Here is a 25479-nt window from a genome sequence, read left to right as displayed (position 1 = left end):
GATGGAATTAATATCTATCAGACGTTTTACTTCTACTAACAATTACTATAATCTCAATATGATGGACAGCTCAAAAAAAACTTCTTTCCTTGTTTTCACTTTCATTTTGTTTTCTTGTGTGAATCTAAAAGCACAAACCCCTAAAAATCATAAAACTACTCCTAATATTATTTTTATTTATATGGATGATTTGGGTTATGGAGATGTTAGTGCCAATGGATCTACTACCATTAATACCCCTAATATTGATAAGTTAGCCAATGGAGGAATTAGGTTTACCAAAGGTTATGCTAGTTCTGCCACTTGCACTCCTAGTAGATATGCATTATTAACAGGTGAATATCCTTGGAAAAATAAAAAGGCTAAAATATTACCAGGTACTGCTCCCCTTATTATTGATGAAAAAAAAATAACCATTCCCAAACTATTAAAAGACAAAGGATATTATACTGGAATTGTTGGAAAATGGCATTTAGGTTTAGGTAATGGTGTTGTAAACTGGAACCAACACATTAGTCCCAGTCCAAACGAGGTAGGCTTTGATTATTCTTATATTATGGCTGCTACGCAAGACAGAGTTCCAACCGTATATATTAAAAACGGAAATGTTGTTAACCTAGAAACTAATGACCCCATTGAAATTAGTTATACTACTAACTTTTACCATCAACCCACAGCAATATCTCACCCTGAATTGTTAACTATGAAACCATCAAACGGACACAGTAATACCATTATAAATGGAATTCCTAGAATTGGTTACATGAAAGGTGGAAAAAAAGCCAGATGGAATGATATTGATATGGCAGATCATTTTTTACAAAAAGCCCAACACTTTGTAAAACAAAATAAAAACAAACCTTTCTTTTTGTACTATGCATTACAACAACCTCATGTGCCTAGAACACCAAACCCTCGTTTTGTTGGTAAATCTGGTATGGGACCTAGAGGTGATGCTATTCTTGAAGGTGATTGGTGTATTGGTCAATTTATAAAAACTTTAGAAACCGAAGGATTGTTAGAAAACACCTTTATTGTTTTTTCTAGTGATAATGGTCCCGTCTTAGATGATGGATATGCAGACAATGCTTATGAAAAATTAGGAATTCACAAACCTTGGGGAGAATTCCGAGGAGGAAAATACAGTTTATTTGAAGCTGGTACACGTGTACCATTTTTCACCTATTGGAAAGGGGTAATACATCCTAAAGTTTCAAATGCTTTGGTTTGTCAAATGGATTTGCTTTCTTCTATTTCTAAATTGGTGGGTAGTCATATTAAAACTAAGGACAGTCAAGAATTGCTAAACACTTTTTTAGGAAAAGAAAACAAAGGCAGAAATGATTTAATTATTGAAGCCACCTCTAGAACAGCTTATAAAAAAGGAGATTGGGTAATGATTCCTCCTTATACTGATATTTCTTATTTAAAGGTAGAAACTATAGAAACAGGAAGTTCTAACGAATACAAGTTATACAATCTAAAAAAAGACAAAGGACAAAACATCAATTTAGCCAAACAAGAACCTAAAATACTTAGCGATATGATTAACGGTTATCAAAAAGCTATTGGTGATTATAATTTAGAAGTCAATAAAATTGATTTAAAGTAAAATTTAAGTATATCAAAACTTAACAGGATACAAGTATTACAACAAAAAATCCCAACTCATTGAGTTGGGATTTTTTATTTAAGCTATTGTATATTTTCCAAAATGTATTTTAAACTCTTTTTGTAAAGCTTGTAACTGTTCTAATTCTTTTGATAGCACAATGGCTAAAGACAATCCTTTATTTCCTCCTCTTGCCGTTCTACCACTTCTGTGCACAAAATATTCTGTGTTTTCTGGCAATTGATAATGGATTACATAGTTTACATTAGGAACATCAATTCCTCTTGCTGCTACATCAGTACAAATTAACAATTGACTAGCTCCATTTTTAAAAGAACGCAAAGATTTTTCTCTATCTCTTTGTCCCATATCACCTTCTAAAGCTGTTACAGAAAAACCTTCTTCTGCTAATTCCTCTTTTAGTTTTTGAGCTCCTAGTTTAGTTTTACAAAACACAATTCCTTTTTCCATTCCTCTACTTTCTACAAAACTAATTAGCACATCTAACTTTTGCCCTAAAGTCGTAGAAATAAATTTATGAGAAATGTTTTCATTGATAAGTTGATTTGCCTCTACCTCAACACGAACTGGATTGTTCATATAAGTTTTAACCAAACTATTTAAAGCATTTGGAAACGTTGCAGAAAACAACCATGTATTTTTAGATGCTGTAGCATATTTTAAAATTCTATTTAAGTCTGGTAAAAATCCCATACTTAACATTTCATCAGCCTCATCTAACACGATCATTTTTATGTTGCTAATATCTATAGCAGCTCTGTCTAATAAATCGCACAAACGACCAGGAGTAGCCACTACCACATGTGTAGTCCTTTCTAACCTTTCTATTTGTACCTCAATTTTTTCTCCACCGTATACCGCTTCGCAAAAAATTCTTTCTGGAGCGTATTTGGTTAGTTTAAATAATTGCTTTTTTATTTGCTGAGCAAGCTCTCTTGTTGGAGCCAACACCAATGCTTGAATTTGGTTTTTCTTTGGGTTTATTTTTTGTAACAATGGTAATCCAAAAGCAATGGTTTTACCCGTTCCTGTTTGTGCTTTACCAATATAATCTATTTGTCCATCTAACAATTTAGGAATGGTTCTGTACTGAATTTCTGTAGGAGTTTTTACTCCTATTTCTTTCATAGACTTTATAAAGTCATCAGAAACTCCTAATTCTTTAAAATTTTTCAAAATTTTAGTATTTAATTTCTTCGCAAAGGTACTATTATAATTTGGATGCAGAATTTATCAACTAGATATTAAGCGTTGCTAATTTCCTGACTTTTTTCTCTTTATGATACCAATCATTCGCCACCAATTCTATTGATTTCACCTCAAAAGTTCCAAAATCTTCGTCTTTATACTTTTCTACAATATTAAAAAAAGCCTCTTTTTTAGAAAATGATTCACTAAACCTTACTACTGTTGAATGTGCTGTTTGAATAGCATAACGCTTATCTATACTTTGTTCTAAAGCTGAGTTTTTAAATTTCTCTCTCAATCTATCTCTAAAATTATTAATAGAATTGTTATCCATAAAGCCTTGTACCATAATACAAGACGGTGAAGCTGTAAGTCCTTTTAACTGTATTTTAGACGTTTTAAAACCTTTTAAACTATTGTTGATGATATTTATATAGTCCTTAACATTGATGTTCTTTACCTCAAAACCATTATAACAAGAAATGATTGACATTACGGTAATGTGTATATCTGAATTATGATAGTAATATTGATGAGGCTCTATTTCTTTCAACTCCTCTAAAAACAATTGAATTTTATTTTTCACAACTTCTGATGGACGAATTACCAAAGTAATTCCGTATCTAAAATCATTCTCATCTGCTATCAAACGATCTATTTGATAATCATCCGAAGCAATTTTTAACATGGATTCATCAAATAAGTTTTGATAGTGTGTTTTTAAATCCATATTCCTTATGATGCAATATCTATTTTTAGTTTTACAAACCAGCAATTGCTTTAATTTCATCTATAGCTCTTAAAGCCAAGGCATCTGCTGCCTCTTGAGAACCACTTTCTGTATAAATTCTAATAATAGGTTCTGTGTTAGATTTTCGTAAGTGTAACCACTCATCAGCAAAATCAACTTTTACTCCGTCTATGGTATTCACTTCCTCATTCTTATATTTTTCTGCCATTTGTTCTAAAATAGCATCTACATCTAACGTTGGGGTTAATTCTATTTTATTTTTACTCATATAATACTCTGGATAAGAATCTCTCAACTCTTTACAAGATTTTCCGCTTTTTGCTAAATGAGATAAAAACAAAGCAACTCCTACCAATGAATCTCTACCATAATGAGAAGCAGGATAAATGATTCCTCCATTTCCTTCACCACCAATCACCGTGTTGGTTTCTTTCATGGTAGTAACCACGTTTACTTCACCTACTGCACTTGCTGTGTAAGTTCCTCCGTGTTTTACGGTAACATCTCTCAATGCTCTTGATGAGGATAAGTTAGAAACCGTGTTTCCTCCTCCTAACTGCCCCAGTACATAATCTGCACAAGCCACCAAGGTATATTCTTCTCCAAACATAGAACCATCTTCGCTAATTAAAGCCAATCTATCTACATCTGGATCTACTACAATTCCAAAATCTGCTTTTTCTTTAACGACCAAAGCAGCAATATCTCCTAAATGTTCTTTTAAAGGCTCTGGGTTGTGAGGAAATTGCCCATTTGGTTCACAGTAAAGTTTTACACACTCTACTCCTAACTTTTCTAGCAATGCTGGAATAAAAATCCCTCCTGTTGAGTTTACAGCATCTAACACTACTTTAAATCCTGCTTTTTTAATCGCATCAACATCTACCAACTCTAAGTTTAAAACTTCTTGAACGTGTTTTTCTACATAAGAATTGTTTTCTATATAGGTTCCTAAGTCATCAACCTCAGCAAAAGTATAGGCATCTTTTTCAGCAAAGTCTAAAATTTCTTTTCCATCGGCACCATTTAAAAATTCACCTTTTTCATTCAATAATTTTAAAGCATTCCACTGTTTTGGATTATGAGAAGCTGTTAAAATAATTCCTCCATGTGCTTTTTCTAAAGGCACTGCTACTTCTACGGTTGGTGTGGTAGACAAACCTAAATCAATCACATTAATTCCCAATCCTATTAAAGTATTAGTCACCAAGCTGCTAATCATAGCTCCAGAAATACGGGCATCTCTACCAACAACTACATTGATTTCTTTTGAGTCTTTATTTCTTGCTTTGATCCAAGTTCCATAAGCGGCTGCAAACTTTACTGCATCTAATGGGGTTAAATTATTACCAACACTTCCTCCAATGGTTCCGCGTATTCCTGATATTGATTTGATTAATGACATTTTAATAAGTGTTAAAAATGTGAATGATTTATCCTTGCTTTTTTTCTCTTAAATAAAGATACACTGCTATTATTGAAAATATAATATTGGGTAGCCAAGCCATAAAAAAAGCATTTGCATTGGGTGCAGAACCTAACACTACGGCTACTTTCATAAAGAAAACATACATAAACATCATTCCAACTCCCAAAGCCAAATTGACTCCGGTTCCTCCTCTTTTTTTTCTAGAAGATAATGATACAGCTATTAAGGTAAGTATATATGCCGATACAGGTAAACTAGTGCGTTGATAGAGCTCTACATAATATGCGTTTAAGTTTTTTACTCCTCTTCTTTCTGATTTTTTTATAAACTCCGATAATTTATCCGAAGTCATTTCCATAGACTTAGAACCAGAAATCATTAAATCATCGGGAGTAAAATCTAAAGTCATAATAGTGTCTTTTCCGTTGGCTATAGAATCCTTTTGATCATAAACAAAACGCTCAGTGTATTTAGATAGTTTAAAATTTCCTTTTTCTTTATCCCATAACATGTTCTCTGCTACAATTCGGTATTTTATTTTAGTGCCATCGAACTCAGAATAAGAAAAATTATATCCTCTATTATTTAACAAACTAAAATTCTTTATAAAAATTTTAGCACTATCATTTAGCTGTAAATTAAAGTTCTTTACATAAGACCTATCTCCTTTTTTGGTAAACACATATTCTTCTTCAAATGCATATTTTGTTTCGTTTCCGTTAGGAACCACAAAATGATTCATTCCTAAAGCAATTAAAGCCAAAATTGTAGCCCCAATAAAGTAAGGTCTTAAAAAACGGGTGAATGATATATTGGCACTACTAATAGCAATAACTTCTGTATTACTTGCTAATTTTGAAGTAAACATAATACAGGCAATAAATGTTGCCAAAGGCAAAAATGTATTACCGTAATAAAGAATAAAGTTTAGATAATAATCTTTAACAATATGAAGAAATGTTAAATCGTCATGCCTTAAAAATTTATCTACCTTTTCAGACACATCAATTACTACCGCAATAGGTATAAGTATAAACAGTGTAAAAAACACCGATTTTAAATAACGAAGTAATATGTATTTATCTAGTATTTTCAAGCTTATAACCTATTATCCATTTGCTTTACCATTTTATCTTTCCATTCTCTAAAGTCTCCTGCAATAATATGCTTTCTAGCTTCTCTAACTAACCAAAGATAAAATCCTAAATTGTGTATAGTAGCAATTTGCTTGCCTAAAAATTCGTTAGACACAAATAAGTGACGTAAATATGCTTTTGAGTACTCAGTATCTACCCAAGTAATTCCTGCAGGATCTACTGGAGAAAAATCTTTTTCCCACTTTTTGTTTTTAATATTGATGTGCCCCTGAGAAGTAAACAACATTCCGTTACGAGCGTTACGTGTTGGCATTACACAGTCAAACATATCTACTCCTAAAGCAATATTTTCTAAAATATTAATAGGCGTTCCTACTCCCATTAAATATCTTGGTTTGTCTTCTGGTAAAATACTACACACTACATCTGTCATGGCATACATTTCTTCTGCTGGTTCTCCTACTGACAACCCTCCAATAGCATTTCCTTCTGCTCCTGCATTGGCAATGTATTCTGCCGATTGTTTTCTTAAATCGGTATACGTACTCCCTTGTACAATAGGGAAAAACGTTTGTGCGTAATCGTAATGATATGGTGTTTTTTCTAGGTGATTGATACATCTATTCAACCATCTATGAGTCATGTGCATAGATCTTTTTGCATAGTTGTAATCACAAGGGTAAGGAGTACATTCATCAAAAGCCATAATGATATCTGCTCCAATTTTACGTTGAATTTCCATTACGTTTTCTGGAGAAAAGAAATGATAAGAACCATCTATATGACTTTTAAATTTTACTCCTTCTTCCTTAATTTTTCTTCGACCTGACAAAGAATATACTTGATACCCTCCTGAATCTGTTAAAATAGGTCGATCCCAATTCATAAACTTATGTAAACCTCCTGCTGCTTCTAAAACTTCTGTTTTAGGACGTAAATATAAATGGTAAGTATTCCCTAAAATAATATCAGGATTGATTTCTTCTTTTAACTCACGTTGATGAACACCTTTTACAGTACCCATAGTACCTACAGGCATAAATATTGGCGTTTCTATAACTCCGTGATCGGTAGTTACTTCTCCTGCTCTCGCTTTACTTTGCGGATCTAATGCTTCAATCTTAAATTTCATAGCCACAAAAATAACCATTTGTTAGAAACAAAGGTTTAAAGAATAGAAAAATAACAAAAGTTGAACCAACATTTATAAATAATATTATTTAAATTAGTTTGTAAAAAATTAAAAAAGGAATGATTTACGTATTCATAGGAATGAGTTTACTTTTTATTGCTATTGGTTTTTTAGTAACAGAAAACAATGCAAAGTATCTTCTTTCTGGATATAATACCATGAACGAAAATGAAAGAAAAAAGGTCAATCTTAAAACCTATATTCCTTATTTTAAAAAATTCCACATCACTCTTGGTATTTCCTTTTTTGTTTTAGGATATCTAATAAACTTATTTAATAAGAATGTAGCAGGAATGTTTTTAGCTATTTATCCTGTTTTGGCTTATGTATATTTTGTGATAACAAGTTCAAAATATTCTGGTGGATTAAATACCAAAGCAAATAAAATAGGACTTATAATTCTTATAGGTACTTTTATTTTTGTTACAGGTCTTATTACATACGGCTATAAAGAAAACAAAATACTTTTTGATGCTTATCATATAGAGTTCACAGGTAGTTATGGAGAAATCTTACCTACTCAACAAATCAAAAATATAGAAGTTAAAAATGATTTACCTAAAATCACTCTAAAAACAAACGGATTTGCTTTAGGAGAAATACGAAAAGGATATTTTAAAACTAAAAGTGGAGAAACCGTTAAGTTAATTTTAAACTCTTCTCAAAAACCTTATCTCCTTTTTACGACATCAGATAATCATAAAATATATTACTCTGCAAAAGAACAATTGAATGAGGAGTTACTACAAGAAATTAAAAAAGTAATCCCAAACATTCCTTATAAACTAAACCATGAATAAACTTTTAAAGCTTGAAGAATTAGGACAATTTTTATTATCTATTGTACTATTTAACCAATTGCCTTTTTCTTGGTGGATCTTTCCAGCTTGTTTGTTATTGCCAGACTTTTCTATGCTAGGTTATGTAGTTAACAACAAAATAGGAGCTTGGAGTTATAATATTTTTCACCATAAATTATTAGGGATATTTTTATACTGCTTGGGGCTATTTACACATCATGAAACTATAATGCTTGCTGGAATTATACTTTTTGGACATGCTGCCATGGATAGGATTTTTGGTTATGGATTAAAATATAACGATGATTTTAAGCACACACATTTAGGAAAAATAGGTAAGTAACCCCAAACTAGAATGAACTAAAAACAATATATTATGAAATTAGGAGCATTTTCTGTGAGTCTTAACGTAAAAGATATTAAAGTTTCTAAAGAGTTTTATGAAAAACTAGGCTTTAACGTTTTTGCTGGAAACATTGACCAAAATTATTTAATAATGAAAAACGAATCTACCATGATTGGTTTGTTTCAGGGAATGTTTGATAAAAACATACTCACTTTTAATCCTGGTTGGGACAGCAATGCTAATACCTTAGAAAACTTTCATGACATTAGGGAAATACAACAACATTTAAAAGACAACAACATATCTTTAACACAAGAAACAAACGCTACAGAAAAAGGTCCTGCTAATATTAGTCTTTTAGATCCTGATGGAAATGTTATTTTAATAGACCAGCATATTTAATTCACCACTATTACTGAATATCTAAAAACAGTCCTCCACTATAAGACGGTTTTGCATAAATAATTCTCCCCGAAACAGCTCCTGCATAATTAAAAGACACTCCTATTTTTGACGTAATATAATAAGCTACCTCAGCACCTATACTTAGGTATTCTATATTATTAGCAAAAATACTTCCTTGTGTGTTTTGAGCAGACAAGGTTCCATTATTAAATGAATTTACACTATTTAACCTTACTAGAACCCATGTTTTTTCCCCTAACTTAAGTCCAGATTCAACTCCATAATGAAACTCATCAGAAAAACCTTGAGTTCTATTATTAACCCCTACGTATGCTTTTGTATATGCTGATTTAGAGAATAATGAATACGAGGTTCCTGCATCAATAGTAATTAATTGGTTAAATTCTCCATCTCCAGTTTGGAAACTACCATCACTCCCTGCTTTGTTTTTTCCTGTGGGTAAACCTAGCTTTAAAGTGGTTGACAAGGCTAAATAATTCTTTTTTATCAAACCATACCTTAATCCAACATCAAGATCTCCAATAGCATTCACGGCTTCACCTGCTTGTAATACATTTCCGTTGGTACCAGAAATTTGAGCATTTTGATAAATTCTTGTCAAAAAGGGAACGTAAGTAATAAGATCTAGTTTGTTAGAAACACCATACTCCCCATAAAAACTTAATGTAAAATTCCCTCTTGTTGCATTAGGATCTATGTCTCCTGAACTTGTATAATGCTGATCGGCAATTAATGACCAAGCCGACAATTTATAATATCCATTTCCTTTTCCTTTGTTCCATTGAGCGTTACTTTGTTGATAGATAAACAAAACACAAAGGACTATAATTGATTGTAAATATTTCATAAAATTTTATTTATCTGTAATAGTGGCTTTACCTACAAGAATAGAAAAAGGTCTACACCATTGTACCAAATATTGATAATCATTAATACCTACTCCATTTAATGTATAGGTAAATGCTCCTTTGTAATGAGTTCCATCGGCATCATCATAAGCATCAATTTGCAATGCATTTGCTAAAGAGTTTGGGTTGTTGGTTAAAAACAAAGCAAACCCGGGCAAGCTTTCATCTGCCACATAATTATCATCAAGTATTATTTGTATTCCGTTTGTTGTTTTCCTTATTTCAAAATCCCCCGCAGCATCGTAAGAAGAAGTGGGGGCTAAAGTTCCTTTTTTAGATATTTCTGAAGAAGGTTGCTCTTCATCATTACTTACAATTATGATAACACTATCAGATAAATTACCTGAATTCCCAATGGTATTGGCTGTTATGGTTGCTGTTCCTTCTTTTTCAGCCTTAATATTGTTTGTTGCTGCATCTATAGACAAAACCAATTCATTAGAGGTTTCCCAAGTAATTTGCTTGTTTTCTATATTACCAACATTGTTAAAATAAGTAGCTTCTAGTTTTACAAAATCTCCAACCTTTAAAGTACTAATACTACTTGTTATTCTAACCTCATCTTCTATAAAGTCATCCACAATATCTTCTTGTATACAAGACGTAAAAAATAATAAAGTTGTAAAAGCTAAAATATATTTTAACATGGTGTTTATTATGTTTAGTTCTTGTTTTTGGTCGACTCATTTATGATTTGTTTACAAAAAGTAATATCATTAATTTATAAACACAAAAAAGGTTTAGACTAGTCTAAACCTTTTTGATAAGAAAAAATTGATTTTATTTTTTTACAATAAACTTCCCTTTTCCTATAGTATTACTCCCTTCATGTATAGTATACATATACAAACCATTTGGTATAGCTGTATTATATACTACTGTGTTGTTGTTGGTGTTTACATTCATTATTTTTTGATCTACCAACATTCCTGTCATATTGTAAACTTTAATTATTGCTGTATTTGTTTTTGCCTGAACACTAATAGTTGCTTGATTACTAAAAGGATTTGGATAGACTTCATTTTGAGTAAAATTATCTATAAACGGAGTGCTTAATACTTCTTTTACAAGATGTGTATTTGTAAAAGCTACATCTTCTACATTTAACTCAAATGTTTCAAAGCTTTTTCCATTTCCATTTAAAGAAAAAACAACACGTTTTACATCTTCTATACTAGCGCTTTTTCCATTGTTATTTTTAAAATCACTAATGGCAATGGTATGAACCGTTTCTGCGTTACTTGCTGGTACTATATAACTATATCTATCTTCCCAATTTTTTAAATCACTTTGCATTAAAATTAATTCTATAGCATGTGTATTGGTACTTTTAAACTCAATTGCATTGTAACTGTTTAACCTAAAACTTTGATCTCCTGCCAACACTTGTCTAAATGTATTTAAAGTGTTTTTAATAGTTCCAGACACATGTATATTTCTTTCTATGTTATATATTCCTTCTACCTCCTCTTTTACTTCATTTTGACTTATGGTATAATTATTTAATTCTGCTCCAGATTCTAAATAATCTACTCCCCAAGGACCATCTGCTAAGTATAATGCATCCATTTGTTGTGTGTTGTTACTTTTTACAGATATACCTACATCAAATAACTTTCCAGTTTGTACAACTATTTCATCTAATCTACTACCTGTTAATGCTACTGTTTTTTGTAGTTCTTCAAAATTAGCGTGTTCTGTTTTTTTAATGTTTGCACTAAAATTTAAATTTTGAGTTTTAGCGTTGTTTATAATGTTTAAATATATTTTTCCGTTTTTGTAATATCCTGATTTTACAAATACTTCTGGTATTTTTTCTGTATCTGGATTACTAAACACCTCTCCATTAGCATTAAACTTATCTATAATTTTGTTTGCTATTGCAAATACTTGAGCATTATTACCTCCCCATACTTGAAAGTTATAATAAGTTCCTTGTGGATATTGATCTATATTCCAAAAACTACACAATTCATACTTGTTTAAAATTTCAGTTTCTCTTATAGAAAAAGTAAGTGTGTTTTCTAATTCACCACTATCTCTAAGAATTTTTGAATGGATAATTTGATGACCTCTAACATTTACCAACCTAACATCTTCTAAACTAGCATTGTTTAATCTATCGCAAATAGCTTTTGTATGATCGTAAACTCCAGTGGTACTATAAGAAGCTAAGGCTGCTGCAATTCTATTCTCTCCATTGTAATAATCTACAGAATAAACTTCTTCTGCATTGGTAATAGCTACCAAATCTTTTGGACTAGAAACATAAGATTCTTCTGTTCCAAACATTGCAGTTTCTGGAATGTACTTTTCTAAAGTATTAGATGAAGATGAAGTTTTCATGATTTGATAAGTTCTTACACTCATTTGCTTAGCCTTAGTGTTTATAGCATTTTGTTTTACACTACGTATAAAATTACGACTTGCTATTTTTTCGGCTAAAGTTCCGTTACTTTCTAAACCTCCATTATTTGCAGATGTTACATTGTTAGCTGAACTTACTTTGTTTATGTTATCTGAAACAATAGCCTCGTATGGAGTTGCTGTTACATAAAACACCGCATCATTAAAATCTTGATCACAAGAGGCATAATCTCTTCTAATATCTTCAAACCCTAAAATAATTCTTTCATTTTCTGGATCTTCTAGCAACACGTTGTGGTTACGTAAATTTGCATCGTTCTCTGGATTGTAGTCTGGGTTAGAAAAAACTTGCCATAAACCATTGGTTACTTGTCCCTTCCATCCATTTGCCAACAATACCCAACCAATGCTTGTACCTGCTTCAAACTCACCAATTTTTACCTTATCACCTGGAATTAAACTCCCCCCACTGTATAATTGAGATACGTTTGGAAAAATAATAGTAATATCTTCTGCATTTGGTTTTTGAGCATTTTCATCGTTGGTTTTATAAGTATAAAATCCTAATACATTTTTATATCCAGCTCCTTCTGTTACATATGTAATAAAAACTTCTGCACGTTGACTAATATGAATATCCGTATCGAACCCAGAACTAATATAATGTGGATTAAAATCTGGAACAGGATATCCTTCTGGTAAAGCATTACTAATCATGCTTAGTGTTTCCACATTAATATCATCTGCAACATCCATTAAATACTCTGGTGTTCCGTCAGAAGTATAAGTTCCTAAATAATTATAATTTTGAGCTTGTATTCCAAAAATAATCCCAAATAAAGCAGTTGTTAAAAGTAAAATATGTTTCATCGTTCTGTTTTTTTTATCAAAGGTAAGCTGTCTATACAGCTATTTTTGAACAGATTAGATGAGTGGCAAATTACTATCGGTAAGTGGTATAAATTCTTCTGTTTACCTATAACTAAAAAGCATTTAAACTCTTTTTACCTATACGATTGGCTACGATTGCCAAAATAATGATCTGACTTATATGATACATCATTACAGGTAATAAATACAAACTAGCACTAGAGTTATTGGCAAAAATAATATGAATCATTGCAGATGCGTGTACCAATGACTTTTTTGTACCACAAAAAGTTGCTGTTATTCTATCGGCTAAAGAAAGTTTTAGTTTTAATGATATAAAATAAATAACTCCTATTACTAACCAAAACAAACACAACACCGTTATAAACAACATTAACAAACCTACCAAACTTACTCCTTTAAACATATTAGCTAATATTGATGTACAAAAGCTAGCATAAACTATTAATACTATAATTGTTTTATCAAACAATGCAATTTTAGCACTATTCTTTTTAGCTATGTGTCCTAATTTATTATTAAGCAGTAAACCTATAACTAATGGCAATAATATTTGAACAATAAGTTTTAAAAAAACATTACTTAAAGACATAGAACCAGATTGTTGAATAAATAAACCTATCCAAAGTGGTGTTACAAAAGCACCTATAACTCCCGATATACTAGCATTAAAAATGGCTCCAGGAACATTCCCTTTGGCCAAAGAAACCATAACAACCGATGATGAAACTGTTGATGGCAATGCTGCTAAAAAAAACAAACCAATCCAAAACGAATTACCTACCAAAGGAGTTAATACAGGCTTTAGGCCCAAAAGCAATAACGGAAATAGTAAAAAGGTACTTAACTGAATTAAAACATGTAGTCTGTAATTTTTTAATCCTTGAGTAACTTCGGTAAAAGACAATTTTAATCCGTAAAAGAAAAAAATAAAACCTATACCCACTTCTGTTATTTGCTTTAAATGAATAATTCCTGCTCCGTTAGGAAAAATAAAAGCGGTAAGAATGGCCAAAAATAAGGAGAGAATAAACTTGTCTATTTTTATGTTCATAAGGTTGAGAAAAACACAATATTTTATATTGTTTAATACTCCTGCAAATATATTTAAATACATCATACAAGCACATATTTAAACTATACGAGCTAAGGCAAACTTTATAAGCCATATATATTTGTTAGTATATCAACCCTAAAAAAATATTATGAGAATTACACCATATTTATCATTTAACGGACAATGCCAGCAAGCAGCAAACTTTTATACTTCTATTTTTGGAGGTGAAATCATTTTAAAAAACACCTATAAAGATGCAAAAATTGACATACCTGAAAACTATTATGATAAAATTCAGCATTTAGAAATTAAATCAAAAAAGTTTCATTTGATGATGTTTGATGCCACTCCTGACACACCACACACCAATGGAAACAACATTCATTTGGCTGTTGATGTAGATTCTAAAGAAGAACTAAAAGTTGTTTTTGACAAACTAAGTAAAAAAGGTACAGTGCACACACCGTTACAAGAAACCTCATGGAATGCTATTTATGGAAGATGTACCGATCAATACAATATTCATTGGATGGTAAATTTTAAAAAATAATGATAACAAAAAAAATTGATGATGAATACAAATAATAAAAAGTTAACAGATATTTTAGAAAAATTAATAGACGGAGAAAAAGGATTTAAACAAGCAGCAAACAACATTGTTGACAAGCCAAGGTTAAAAAACTTTTTTCACGATAAAGCTCTGGAAAAATCACAATTTATTAGTGAATTAAAAACAGAACTCCAAACCAAAGGAATAAATACAGAAATTGATGGCAGTAATACAGCCTCGGTACACAGAGCCTGGATGGATATAAAAGCTGTGATATCATCTAACAACGAAGAGGCCATGCTAACAGAAGCTGCAAATGGTGAAAAGGCGGCTGTAAAAGATTATCAAGAAATATTAAACAACCAACATCTTGATTTACAAACTAGGGCTTTGTTAGAAAAACAAAAATCTACCATTGAAAAAGGAATTTCTAAAATGGAATTTCTAGATCATTTAAAAACCTAATTTTTACTGTTTATTACCAACTAAAAAAAGGAGCTAGTTTGTTAACAAACTAGCTCCTTTTTTTAGTTGACTTTTTGGATTAAAAACACATCACTTGGGTTTACTTCTAAACCTTTTAAAAATTGTTTTTTAGCCTTGTTAACATCATTAACTTTTAGGTAAGCCTTCCCCAAACTTTTATACGTATTTACGCTATTAGGATAATATTGTTGATTGAGTTTTAACAACTCTATTCCGTTTTCTATCCGTCCTATTTCTATACAATAATTAGCAATCCAATCAATTCTGGCTTCTTCGGGCTTTATGTTAAACCCTAAATTTTTAGAAATTTTATTAAAATTCCTTTTTACAATACTTGGATCTTGTGCCACCATTTTTACAGGCAATTGATACCCCTTAAAAATATACCTTAATCCATAATATTCACTAGGTAAAGAAACTGTTCCGTGATCGTCATTCTCAAAAAATTGATAAGACCATTGCAAACCACTTTGATGGTCATTTTCTAAAACCTGTCTAAAAGATTGAATAGCTCTTTCGTGCCAACGTGCCGTATCTTTTGGAGTTGGTTCATCGTACCCTTGAGATATAAAAAGCCTTTTATTTGTATAATCTTTAGTCTTTAACTTTTTTTTAGCTTGTTGTAAAACATATTTATTATCCCACCAAACACTTGGATCTATAGCAATGTAAGCGTTAAACAATTCAGAACGAGACAACAAAGTGTTTAACACTGTTAAACCTCCAAAAGAATGACCTATAAGTGTTTTATAACCGTTGGTTCTGTATTTTTTGTTAATAAAAGGCATTAGCTCCTTTTCTAAAAAATCTAAAAAAAACGTATTTCCTCCTGTATTTGGAAATTTAAATGTTTGTCCTAATTGTGACTCTTTCACCTCTGTTGGTGTTAAGTCTCTTGCCCTATTTTTTGTGGTTAAAATTCCTACAAAAATCATTTCGGGCAACATACCATATGGACCTTTGCTTAAAAACTCATGAATCCCTGTTAGAGAGTGAAAATGTCTATCTCCATCTAAAAAATAAACAACTGGATATTCTTGTGGAGCATAAATAGAATCATTGTAATTAGATGGTACAGAAACCCAATATTCTCTTTCTTCATCTAATATTACTGAGTGTATTTTATACTTTTCACCTATTTCTATTTTTGTTTGTGCAAAAGAATACTGATAGAGGTAAATGACAAGTATGATTGATAATATTTTTTTCATTTGATATAAATAATTTAGAGGTAATTTTATGTTTTTACTTTTTCTTTTTTCTTCTTCCCAACCAGATTATAAAACCGGTTATAGATAATGAAGTTGCAATAATTCCCACCACAAACGTAATAATTTTGCCTATTTGCCCCCACCATTGTCCCATGTGAAGTTGCCATACATAGTTCTCTACTTTTTCATGTGTAACCTGTTCTTTTGTAAAAGATATTTCTTTACCTGAATACCTATCATAAACAGTGGTTTTTAAATTTTCTACACTTTTTAACCCAGGTTTTCCTGTGTTGAAAGCATAAGCTCCTAATTGGTCTAATTTATACACCCAAATATTTAACTCCTTGGTATTTGGCTGCTGTTTAAAAGTATAATCTGCCAAGGCTATCATATTTTTAGAAACCTTTGTACTATCAGCCTTGGGCAAATGATCTTGAATTCCACTAGCCCCACCTCCAGAAACTTTCACTGTTAAGTCCATTAATGGATGGAAGAAAATTAACAATCCTGTTAAACTTAAAATAATACAGATTGGTAAACTATAAAAACCTAATACATTATGTAAATCATAGTTTAATCTTTTAAACTTAGCTGTCCATTTAATCTTAAAACTTGCTTGTTTGGTTGTTTTTGTCCATTTTTTTGGCCACCACAGAATTAAGCCTGTAACACAACCTATAAAAAAAACAATGGTAGCAATAATAACAATCCATCCACCTATTTTACCGGCTAACAACTGAGCATGTAAATGAGCTGTGATATAAAAGAAATAAATGGTATGATCTTCTTTTAGTATATTTCCCGTATATGGATCCATATAAATCATCATTAAATCATGAGTTTTTAAATCAAAAACCCTTAACCTAATACTCCTATTTGGATTTTTATAGAATACTATTTCTGACAATTTATAATTAGGATTTACCTCTAGCAGTTTTTTAAAAATATTCTCATGTGATATTTTGTTTTCTTGAGGTTTTACATACAATGCATCTCCTGCCGATAGTTCCATAATTTCATCAGTATACACAATCATAGTTCCTGTAATACACACAAAAACAATAATAATTCCCGATACCAAACTTGGCCACAAATGCAACCAAGAAACCACTTTTTTAAAAGTACTTTTTCCTTTCTTTTTTTTCATGATAGAAAACTTTAAAGAGGCTATCTAAAAAGTATTCAAAAACGTCAAACTGAAACAAGTTCAGTTTGACGAAATTTTCACTTTTTAGACCGCCTCCTTAGATTATGATATATGATTACTGCTTAAAACTTATAGGCAAAACTTACTACTGTATTTTTTGTTTTTTGAGGCTGTACATAAGACCCCATATTGGCCCAGTATTTTTCATCGGTAAAATTATTTAGCTTCACTCCAATTCTATAGTGTGGCTTGTCTAAGAAAATAGATGTGTTTAATACGGTGTACCCTGGAGATAAAAGTGTATTTCTATCATCTACATAAGATTCACTTATTTTATTTCCTCCAACTCCAATTCCTAACCCTTTTACAATTCCGTATGGCACTTTATAACTTGTCCAAAAATTAATGGTTGTTTTGGGAGCTGCATAGGGAGTGTTCCCTATAATAGAAGCATCTCCTTCTACAAATTCGCTATTGTTATTTGCATAACCTGCCACAATATTCCATCCTTTTATAGGATTGGCAATTAGTTCTATTTCAAAACCTTGGCTGCTTTTTTTACCATCTTGTATTTGAGACCAAACTCCTCCATTATTTACATATCTAACCGCATCATTTACAGTAATATCATAATAACTAATGGTAGTACTTAGCTTACCATTAAACAACTCTGCCTTAATACCTCCTTCTGCTTGTGTAGCATATTCTGGTTTTAATTGTACTGGAGTTCCTGATGATAAATCTGGAGCTACATTGGTAAACCCATTCATATAATTAGCAAAAACAGACACTTTATTTTTGATGATTTGATATACAGCTCCAAACTTTGGGGCTACATAATTTTGAGTATAATCATTCTCTTTATCATCATAATGATCGAATCTTAAACTTGCCATTACCGATAATTGATCTGTAAAATTAATTACATCCGAAGCATAAGCACTATAACTTGTTTGATCTCTTTGTCCTATTCTAAAAGCAGTAGCATTTCCTAATAAATTTTCATATTCTTTAGGATTAAAATCTGGAGTTGGATTACTAGCACTTACCTGATCATAAACCAATTGAGTTCTTCTGTAAGGTGTTTGAGTATCAAAATAATCTACCCCAATCAATAATTTATTTTTAAAGCTTCCTATATTAAACTCTCCAATAAAATTTTGTTGAAATTGAGTTACATAAAACTGACTTTCAATATTCATAATTCTACGATCTGCTGTGGAATTATCTTGAAAGTCTAAGAACAAATAATTGGTTCCGTTATCTGAATTACTAGAAGACAATACTGTTTGCGATGTCCAATTATCAGAAATTTTATATTTAGCCTCTGCAAAAACGCTATATGTAGACAACTCATTGTGTAAATAGTCACTTCCGTAAGAATGTTTAAAATCATAATTTAAATCATCCATAGATGTTAAACCTGCTGAACCAGGATTAAAATATACACTTGGAGATTCTGATTTGTATATTTCAGCTTCTATGTTCATTGTTAACTTATCGGTTGCTTTGTAGGTTAATGCTGGAGCTACAAATAAATTCCTAGACAATCCCGCATCTTGAAAACTATGTTCATCATGCTTTGCTGCATTGATTCTAAACAATAAAGTTTTTTCTTTATTTAATGCAGTGTTTAAATCTACCGTTAAACGAGACAACTGGTTACTCCCTGTTAAATATCCTATTGAACCCCCAAAGTTTTCGTTTGGCTTTTTGGTTACCTTGTTAATTACTCCTCCATAAGAAGACACCATACTTGTACCAAATAAAGTTCCTGAAGGCCCTTTTATTACTTCTATACGCTCAATATTTGCTTGATCTGTACTGGTTCTAAAAGAAGTTCCAATTCCATTTCTCATAGCGATATCTGCACTGAAACCTCTTAAATATAGGTTTAAACCAACACCTCCAGAACCTATTCCTTGCATTACATTACTAATACCAGGAGCATTTTGTAAAGTACTTTGTATATCTGTAACCTGTAACTCTTCTAATAAACCTCCAGTTATAACCGAATAAACTTGTGGGTTTTCTAAATTAGACAACGGTAAACGAGATACATATTCTGTTTGTTTTTGATCGAATTTATTTTTTCTCTGAACCTCTAGAACCACCTCTTGTAATTCTTCTCCTGTTACATTTAATACAATGTTATTAACAGTGTTAACTATTCCTTGTTGTACAATAATGTCTACAGATTTTGTTTCTAACCCTAAAAGAGAAAAAGTTAAAGTATGATCGCCAACACTTACGCTATTTATTTCATAATTTCCATTTTCATCAGAAACAGTTCCTTTATTCGTGTTTTCTACCAATACGTTTACAAAAGCTGCTGCTTTGTTATCGTTGGTAAAAATTTTACCTTTAATAGCTCCTTTGTCTTGTGCAAACATAAATTTGCTTGCAAATAGACAAACCAAAATCAGTAGTTTTTTTAGCATGAATAGTTTAGTTAAGTAGTTTTTCATTTTTATTACTATTATTATTTAGATTTATTATAAATTGAATATTTTTGCAAATGTATACCACACAAACACAGAAGTGTTAACGCAAAGAGTTTTTTAAACAACGCATATGGACAAAATGAAATCTATTTTAAAAAGTTCAATTTTTGAAAATGGTGTTTTAATTAAAACATTTAACAAAAATTTTAAAGTGAATGGTTACCAAGAAGATCTGATAAAGGTTGATAACAATAGTGAACAAGGTATATTTACTGAAATTGCTATTGATGGTCTTAGAATAGTTATTAGAGATTTAAAAACCAAAGACCATACAATAAGAGTACAACATAACTTTCCGTTTTTTAAACTTCAGTTTGAAATTGAAGGCTCTAGTAATTATATGCCTTTAAATAAAAAATCAACTCAAATATACATACCAAGTGGTCATTATAATTTATTCTACTTACCCCATGTAGATGGAGTTTTACATTATAAAACAAATTACAGAAAGACCTTAGAAATTATGTTTACCGAAAAATATATTCATAAAATTATAGGAGATGACTTTAAAAAAACATTGTTAGAATTTGGAAAAGCCATTACAAAACAAGAATCTTTTTTAATGTGGAAAACAAGCAACCCCATAACACCAGAATTGCAATCTCAAATTGATAAAATTATAAATTGTAAATATCCCAAAGAATTAAAAAAGCCTTATTTAGAAGCTAAAATAAATGAATTGTTAATTTATTTATTAGCTCAAACAAATAGTGAAAAATCAGATAAAACAGTGTGTCCAATACACAAAGAGACCTATACTAATATTATAAGTATTGAATCTTATATAAAACAAAACCTCCACAAACCTTTAACTATAGATGAGTTGGCTTCTCATTTTGGAATGAACAAATCTAAACTAAAATATGATTTTAAAACAGTATTCTCTTCTTCTATATTTAAGCACATTACACAACTTAGAATGGAAAAAGCAAAACATTTAATTGTAGAAAAAAACTACAATATTACAGAAGCATCGTATGAGGTTGGATACAAACACTCACAACATTTTACGGTTGCTTTTAAAAAAACATATGGCTATTTGCCAAGTAATTTAATTAAACACTCCTAAATAAAAAAGCCCGCATTACTCTCAACAATACGGACTTTTTGTCTAAACTAACAATCTAAATTCTTTTAGTGTACTTAATTATTTATAAAGGGGTGGATATAATTGTTACAATTGCATTTTTAGGTATTGTAATTTCTTCGTTATTTATATTTTGATGGGTTAAATTATTTTCAGCATTGGTTATATAAACATTTGTGTTTTTATAATAATTGTTTTTAAAACGTAGCTTTACATAAGCGTTAACTGCATTACTATTTACAATTACTGTAGTAATATTTTTGTTTTTTTTGTTTTTATAGGATGATACCAATAGCTTTTCACTATTATTTGTATTGGTCTCTATTCTAACATCATTTGGTCTTATAAATCGGCTATAATTACCTAATGCCCACAACATTTTACTTTCATAAAAACTACCATCATTTTTATTTTTATCAATATAAATCAATCCATCTTTATAATTATAAGGAGAAATAGCTAACCACCATTGCCAAGAAGAAGCTTGGGCAAACACCAAATCATTATGAATGACTTTTGCCAAATACAAAGCCGATGTCATGCCTAAATCTCTTCTATTTCCATCAATATCACCGTTATTATCGCCTAAAATGCAATATTCAGACATCCAATATTTTAAACCTGATATTTTATGAAGATCATTAAAAAGTTGTTTTCTTTTATTAACTGCAATAGTATTGGGGGAAGTTGTAAAATAACTGTGTCCTGAAATGGTATTACTTACATGAGACAAATTCCCTATATAATTGGTTGATTTAGATTTAAAAAATGCATCTATTTGATTAGATCTAAATGGCTTATCATCTTTGCTAAACAAATAATCAATCTTAGCTGCTTCTGCAATATCTATTTTAGTATTTAAGTTTTTATCTGCTAAACTTTTATTCAATGCTTTTGTAATACCTGCAATATCATTATTAGTAAAAGGTGTTCCTTCTTGTCCACCATCAGACCAATCCCATTGAGGTTCGTTTATAGGACTAATATAATCTACAGGTAAACCTATTCTTTTAAAATGATTGGTTATTGTGGTTAAGTAATCTGCAAAAGCAGAAAATTCACTTTTATCTAAATTAGGAATAGATTTAAATGCATAAGCTTTTTTATTTTTAGTAAGGTGTACAGGTGGACTGTTAGCAAACAACAATAGTTTAGAGACTCCTCTTTGTTTAGCTGCTTTGGCAAACCATATTTGTCCTTTTTGCTTGCTCCAGTAATACGTACCGTTTGATGCTAAAAAAGATTCTGCTCTCCTCCATTCATCTTTAATTCCGCTCTCCCTACCTTGCTCTGCACTACCTGCTCCAATATTAAATCGCCAAATAGACAAACCAATGCCTTTAGGGTTGTTATTTTTGTCTAACTCCGTACTAAATAATAAATCAGCTATTGCTTCTTTTTTTTGCAAAGGCCAGTTACCAACAAATTGAGTTGACCAAGCATCTGAAGCTCCAAAATGATCTATGGTTTGGTATTCTTTACTAACATCAATTTTTACAATTAATGTATCGTTAATTTGATTGTTTTTTAATGTATTGCCATATACAGAGCCAACCAACACACATAAAATCAGAATAAGTATTTTTTTAAATATCATATTAAAAAATTAGAATCATTTTAAGATGTCCAAATTTCTTAATATTTCTATGATTCTAACGGGGCTAAATCCACAAAAACTAAGGGGTAAAATATAGTTTGTATCCATTTTTATCCCTTTTATTGCTAAAAATTGTTTTTTAAACATGATTAAAAAACAAATATTACATACCTTAAAAGCATCAAAAAAACACTATCAATTCTTAATTGATTTTTAATGAAAATCTTGAAAAAAATATTTTTTATACTTGTTTTATTTAGCAGCACTTTAACAAATGCCCAGCAAAAAAAAATAGATTTTGGAATAAATTTATCTGGTTACGAAAGATTTTGGGAAAATAAAAAACGAGATTATAAAGATATTATTACTGATATTGATGACTTATATAATCAAGGAATAACTGATATTAGACTACCTGTTTCTTTTGAAAGTCAATTTGAATTACAATCTAAAAAGCGTTTCTTAAGAGAGTTGGTCAAAATTATAAAGCATGTTAAGAAAAAAAACATGACTTTAATTATTTGCTACTTTGATTATAAAATGGACAAGAATACCAATTTCACTAACATTGATACATTAAAAGAAAATTGGAAATACATAGCAAATAAATTAAAAAAATATTCAAATTATATAGCTTATGAAATTGTTAATGAACCAAACTTATATCCTCTTCAATGGGATTTCGTAGTGCATGAAATTATTAATGAAATAAGAAAAAAAGATTCTAAAACTAAAATATTAATAGGTGCTACCAACTACAATAGCATTTATGAATTATCTAGAACAATACCATACCCGTATAATAACATTGTTTATATATTTCATTTTTACGAACCTTTTATATTTACACATCAAGGAGCTAATTGGGTAGGAGACCAAGTACAAACGACCAATATTCCTTATCCTTATGATTCTATTAATATGCCTAATATAAATTTAAAAACAATAGGAACTCCAGGTGAAATTAATTATAAAGATTACAAACATATGGCTAACAAAACAGCTTTAAGTCATAAAATTAATATTGTAGTAGCCTGGGCAAAGCAACACAATGTTCAATTATGGTGTACAGAATTTGGCACCATTGGTTCTATACCTGTAAATGATAGGTGCAATTACTTTAAAGATGTTATTTCTATTTTTAAAGAGCATAACATTAAATGTTATTTATGGGAATATAAAGGCAATTTTGGTATACACAACAACAATGCTTTGCTAAATTGTTTTTAGTTATTTAATAACTTCTATTACCCTAAAAGTTTTACACACAAACACTACTTTACTTCTATAACTATTATATCCTTTGTCTGTTTTTTTTATTTCCTCTAAGTTTACATTTACCTTATCTAAATAATAAAACGGAGATTTTGTATTAGATAAAATAATATAATCACAATATTTTTTAGGATTGTAAAGAGCCTTTTTAAAATCTACCGACTCATTTGATATAAAAACATTGTTCTTTCCATTGTAAGCTATTAAAGGATACATAATAGATTTATCACATAAAATAACAGATTTTTTAGGAGTGTTCAGATGTAAAAACCTTCCACCATTTTTATACTGCAAAAGCTCATTATTTTGTTCATCGTGTATTACATTGTCAAAGTAAATTTTTTCAGATGTAAAAGAAGAACCTTCTAAATATTTATATTCTCCATAAATACTTATTAAAAATACAATTGCATAACTAAAATAAATTAGTGTTTTTTTTCTTTCGTCATCTGTTGTAGTTACTATAGAAGCAATGGCTGTTGAGATAATAATTACATAATAAAACAAGCTCATATATTCTATTTTACTATCTCTTAAAAGCACATATAACAGCAATGGTACAGATAGCAAAAGATATAATTTTAATCCTTTTTTATAGCTTTTGATGAGTTCAAACAAATAAAGAGGCATAATAAAAACCAATAAATCTAAAAAAGAAAAATCGTTTACTGCTTTATTATTCTGCTCTGTTATAAAATCTACCCCTAAAATACTTAACGACTTATTTCCATTCCACTTAGCCCCCACATCATTATAAAAATAAAAATAATCATTACCCATTAAGTAATTTGTAAATAAATATAGTACTAGTGTTACTACAGGGAAAAAACCAATAATAAAAACCATTGAATTTAAGTGTCCCATAAATTTTCTTCTTAAAGAAATATGTTGGGTAATTTTTACAAACTTAACCACTACAGGTGATGACAATCCTTTTACCCCATAGACACTAAACACAAATACATGAAAGAATATAATAAGTAAGATCCACAATATTCTATGATCTAAAAAAACAGCCAAACTCAACACAATACTAAGAATGGTAATATGATAAGTTGTAAATTTTTTTATGTAGTTAAATAAATAATAAAAGATGCAAAAATAAAGTATATAAAAAGCATAAACTGATGTTCCAGAAGTAGCTGCATATATGGTTATTGGACTAAAAATAAAATACAGAAATAATAATACCTTAATGATTTTATTATTTTTTTGTCCAACCATAGTTACCAAAATGGTAGTAAACAAAGATGTATAAAACACCGATGCAAAAAAAGGAGCATCTACCGTACTAAACACTACAAAAGGATATGATAACAAGTTTGTTAATAAAGGATAAGACATAAAAAAGTCTTTAACCAACTCTCCTTGAGCACTAAACAATTTATTTAAATGATAGCTAGTAAATAATGGTTCAAAATTTAAATAACCTTTTTCTCTAATAACTGTAGTTATAAAACCATAAAACACTATATATACAAACCATATAATAAAAAATACAATTGTAGAACTTTTTAACTTTATCTTCCCCATACCT

Annotated in this window: 22 protein-coding genes; 8 read left to right on the top strand and 14 right to left on the bottom strand. The window is 30.2% G+C overall.

Translation table 11 applies throughout. The features are described from left to right. The first annotated feature begins 61 nt into the window (after positions 1-61). Positions 62-1612 (top strand): sulfatase-like hydrolase/transferase, encoded by a 1551-nt coding sequence (locus ACXGQT_RS13640; protein WP_457829133.1) that lies wholly within the window; start codon positions 62-64, stop codon positions 1610-1612. 78 nt (positions 1613-1690) lie between these two features. On the opposite strand, the gene ACXGQT_RS13635 is transcribed toward ACXGQT_RS13640, so the two are convergent. From ACXGQT_RS13635 to tgt, 5 genes are all read right to left on the bottom strand, one after another. After that, complete coding sequence (locus ACXGQT_RS13635; protein ID WP_457829132.1) at positions 1691-2809, bottom strand: DEAD/DEAH box helicase; 1119 nt, start codon at positions 2807-2809, stop codon at positions 1691-1693. A 61-nt stretch (positions 2810-2870) separates the two neighbouring features. Next, entirely contained in the window at positions 2871-3551 is a 681-nt protein-coding gene (locus ACXGQT_RS13630; protein WP_457829131.1) for a 2'-5' RNA ligase family protein, read from the bottom strand. A 31-nt stretch (positions 3552-3582) separates the two neighbouring features. Next, positions 3583-4977 (bottom strand): phosphoglucosamine mutase, encoded by a 1395-nt coding sequence (gene glmM, locus ACXGQT_RS13625; RefSeq protein WP_457829130.1) that lies wholly within the window; start codon positions 4975-4977, stop codon positions 3583-3585. A gap of 28 nt (positions 4978-5005) precedes the next feature. Further along, positions 5006-6097, bottom strand: coding sequence for an LptF/LptG family permease (locus tag ACXGQT_RS13620; RefSeq protein WP_457829129.1), 1092 nt, complete (start codon positions 6095-6097; stop codon positions 5006-5008). Positions 6098-6099: 2 nt separating this feature from the next. Beyond that, entirely contained in the window at positions 6100-7230 is a 1131-nt protein-coding gene (gene tgt, locus ACXGQT_RS13615; protein WP_457829128.1) for a tRNA guanosine(34) transglycosylase Tgt, read from the bottom strand. A gap of 119 nt (positions 7231-7349) precedes the next feature. Between tgt and ACXGQT_RS13610 the strand changes: the two genes are divergently transcribed. Genes ACXGQT_RS13610 through ACXGQT_RS13600 form a run of 3 tightly spaced genes read left to right on the top strand, consistent with a single transcriptional unit; the run spans position 7350 to position 8838 of the window. After that, a complete protein-coding gene (locus ACXGQT_RS13610) occupies positions 7350-8090 on the top strand; it encodes a DUF3784 domain-containing protein (protein WP_457829127.1) in 741 nt (246 codons plus the stop codon). Beyond that, complete coding sequence (locus ACXGQT_RS13605; protein ID WP_457829126.1) at positions 8083-8433, top strand: DUF4260 domain-containing protein; 351 nt, start codon at positions 8083-8085, stop codon at positions 8431-8433. Before ACXGQT_RS13610 ends, ACXGQT_RS13605 begins: the two co-directional genes overlap by 8 nt. A gap of 33 nt (positions 8434-8466) precedes the next feature. Continuing rightward, positions 8467-8838 (top strand): VOC family protein, encoded by a 372-nt coding sequence (locus tag ACXGQT_RS13600; RefSeq protein ID WP_457829125.1) that lies wholly within the window; start codon positions 8467-8469, stop codon positions 8836-8838. Between the two features lie 10 nt (positions 8839-8848). On the opposite strand, the gene ACXGQT_RS13595 is transcribed toward ACXGQT_RS13600, so the two are convergent. The 4 genes from ACXGQT_RS13595 to ACXGQT_RS13580 all read right to left on the bottom strand — a co-directional run bounded on the left by ACXGQT_RS13595 (position 8849) and on the right by ACXGQT_RS13580 (position 14148). Then, on the bottom strand, positions 8849-9709 hold the full coding sequence (locus ACXGQT_RS13595) for a hypothetical protein (RefSeq protein WP_457829124.1): 861 nt from the start codon (positions 9707-9709) through the stop codon (positions 8849-8851). 6 nt (positions 9710-9715) lie between these two features. Next, on the bottom strand, positions 9716-10417 hold the full coding sequence (locus tag ACXGQT_RS13590; protein WP_457829123.1) for an Ig-like domain-containing protein: 702 nt from the start codon (positions 10415-10417) through the stop codon (positions 9716-9718). 133 nt (positions 10418-10550) lie between these two features. Beyond that, a complete protein-coding gene (locus ACXGQT_RS13585; protein WP_457829122.1) occupies positions 10551-13007 on the bottom strand; it encodes a DUF4114 domain-containing protein in 2457 nt (818 codons plus the stop codon). A gap of 112 nt (positions 13008-13119) precedes the next feature. Further along, positions 13120-14148 carry a bile acid:sodium symporter gene (locus tag ACXGQT_RS13580; protein ID WP_457829121.1) on the bottom strand — a complete coding sequence of 343 codons (1029 nt, stop codon included), beginning with the start codon at positions 14146-14148 and terminating at the stop codon, positions 13120-13122. An 85-nt stretch (positions 14149-14233) separates the two neighbouring features. Here ACXGQT_RS13580 and ACXGQT_RS13575 point away from each other — a divergent pair, with 85 nt between their 5' ends. Both ACXGQT_RS13575 and ACXGQT_RS13570 read left to right on the top strand, forming a co-directional pair. Beyond that, positions 14234-14635, top strand: coding sequence for a VOC family protein (locus ACXGQT_RS13575; RefSeq protein WP_457829120.1), 402 nt, complete (start codon positions 14234-14236; stop codon positions 14633-14635). A gap of 21 nt (positions 14636-14656) precedes the next feature. Next, entirely contained in the window at positions 14657-15100 is a 444-nt protein-coding gene (locus tag ACXGQT_RS13570; RefSeq protein WP_457829119.1) for a ferritin-like domain-containing protein, read from the top strand. 62 nt (positions 15101-15162) lie between these two features. On the opposite strand, the gene ACXGQT_RS13565 is transcribed toward ACXGQT_RS13570, so the two are convergent. From ACXGQT_RS13565 to ACXGQT_RS13555, 3 genes are all read right to left on the bottom strand, one after another. After that, the gene (locus ACXGQT_RS13565) at positions 15163-16332 is read right to left on the bottom strand and encodes an alpha/beta hydrolase-fold protein (RefSeq protein WP_457829118.1); all 1170 of its coding nucleotides are present in this window, start codon (positions 16330-16332) and stop codon (positions 15163-15165) included. Between the two features lie 34 nt (positions 16333-16366). Next, on the bottom strand, positions 16367-17479 hold the full coding sequence (locus ACXGQT_RS13560; protein ID WP_457829117.1) for a PepSY-associated TM helix domain-containing protein: 1113 nt from the start codon (positions 17477-17479) through the stop codon (positions 16367-16369). Positions 17480-17601: 122 nt separating this feature from the next. Further along, entirely contained in the window at positions 17602-19872 is a 2271-nt protein-coding gene (locus ACXGQT_RS13555; RefSeq protein ID WP_457829116.1) for a TonB-dependent siderophore receptor, read from the bottom strand. A 181-nt stretch (positions 19873-20053) separates the two neighbouring features. Here ACXGQT_RS13555 and ACXGQT_RS13550 point away from each other — a divergent pair, with 181 nt between their 5' ends. Next, positions 20054-21052, top strand: a complete 999-nt coding sequence (locus tag ACXGQT_RS13550) for a helix-turn-helix domain-containing protein (RefSeq protein ID WP_457829115.1) — start codon at positions 20054-20056, stop codon at positions 21050-21052. Between the two features lie 82 nt (positions 21053-21134). Here the strand turns inward: ACXGQT_RS13550 and ACXGQT_RS13545 are convergent, their stop codons facing one another. Beyond that, the gene (locus ACXGQT_RS13545; protein WP_457829114.1) at positions 21135-22667 is read right to left on the bottom strand and encodes a glycoside hydrolase; all 1533 of its coding nucleotides are present in this window, start codon (positions 22665-22667) and stop codon (positions 21135-21137) included. A gap of 225 nt (positions 22668-22892) precedes the next feature. On the opposite strand from ACXGQT_RS13545, the gene ACXGQT_RS13540 reads away from it, so the two are divergent. Then, positions 22893-23897: a glycoside hydrolase family 5 protein gene (locus tag ACXGQT_RS13540; RefSeq protein WP_457829113.1), complete on the top strand. Its 1005-nt coding sequence runs from the start codon at positions 22893-22895 to the stop codon at positions 23895-23897. Here the strand turns inward: ACXGQT_RS13540 and ACXGQT_RS13535 are convergent, their stop codons facing one another. Next, a complete protein-coding gene (locus ACXGQT_RS13535; protein WP_457829112.1) occupies positions 23898-25475 on the bottom strand; it encodes a hypothetical protein in 1578 nt (525 codons plus the stop codon). Between the last annotated feature and the right edge of the window lie 4 nt (positions 25476-25479).

Source organism: Wenyingzhuangia sp. IMCC45467, from assembly GCF_054111205.1.
Note: the sequence above shows the minus strand (reverse complement) of the source record. Positions and strands in the feature narration are given on the sequence as shown.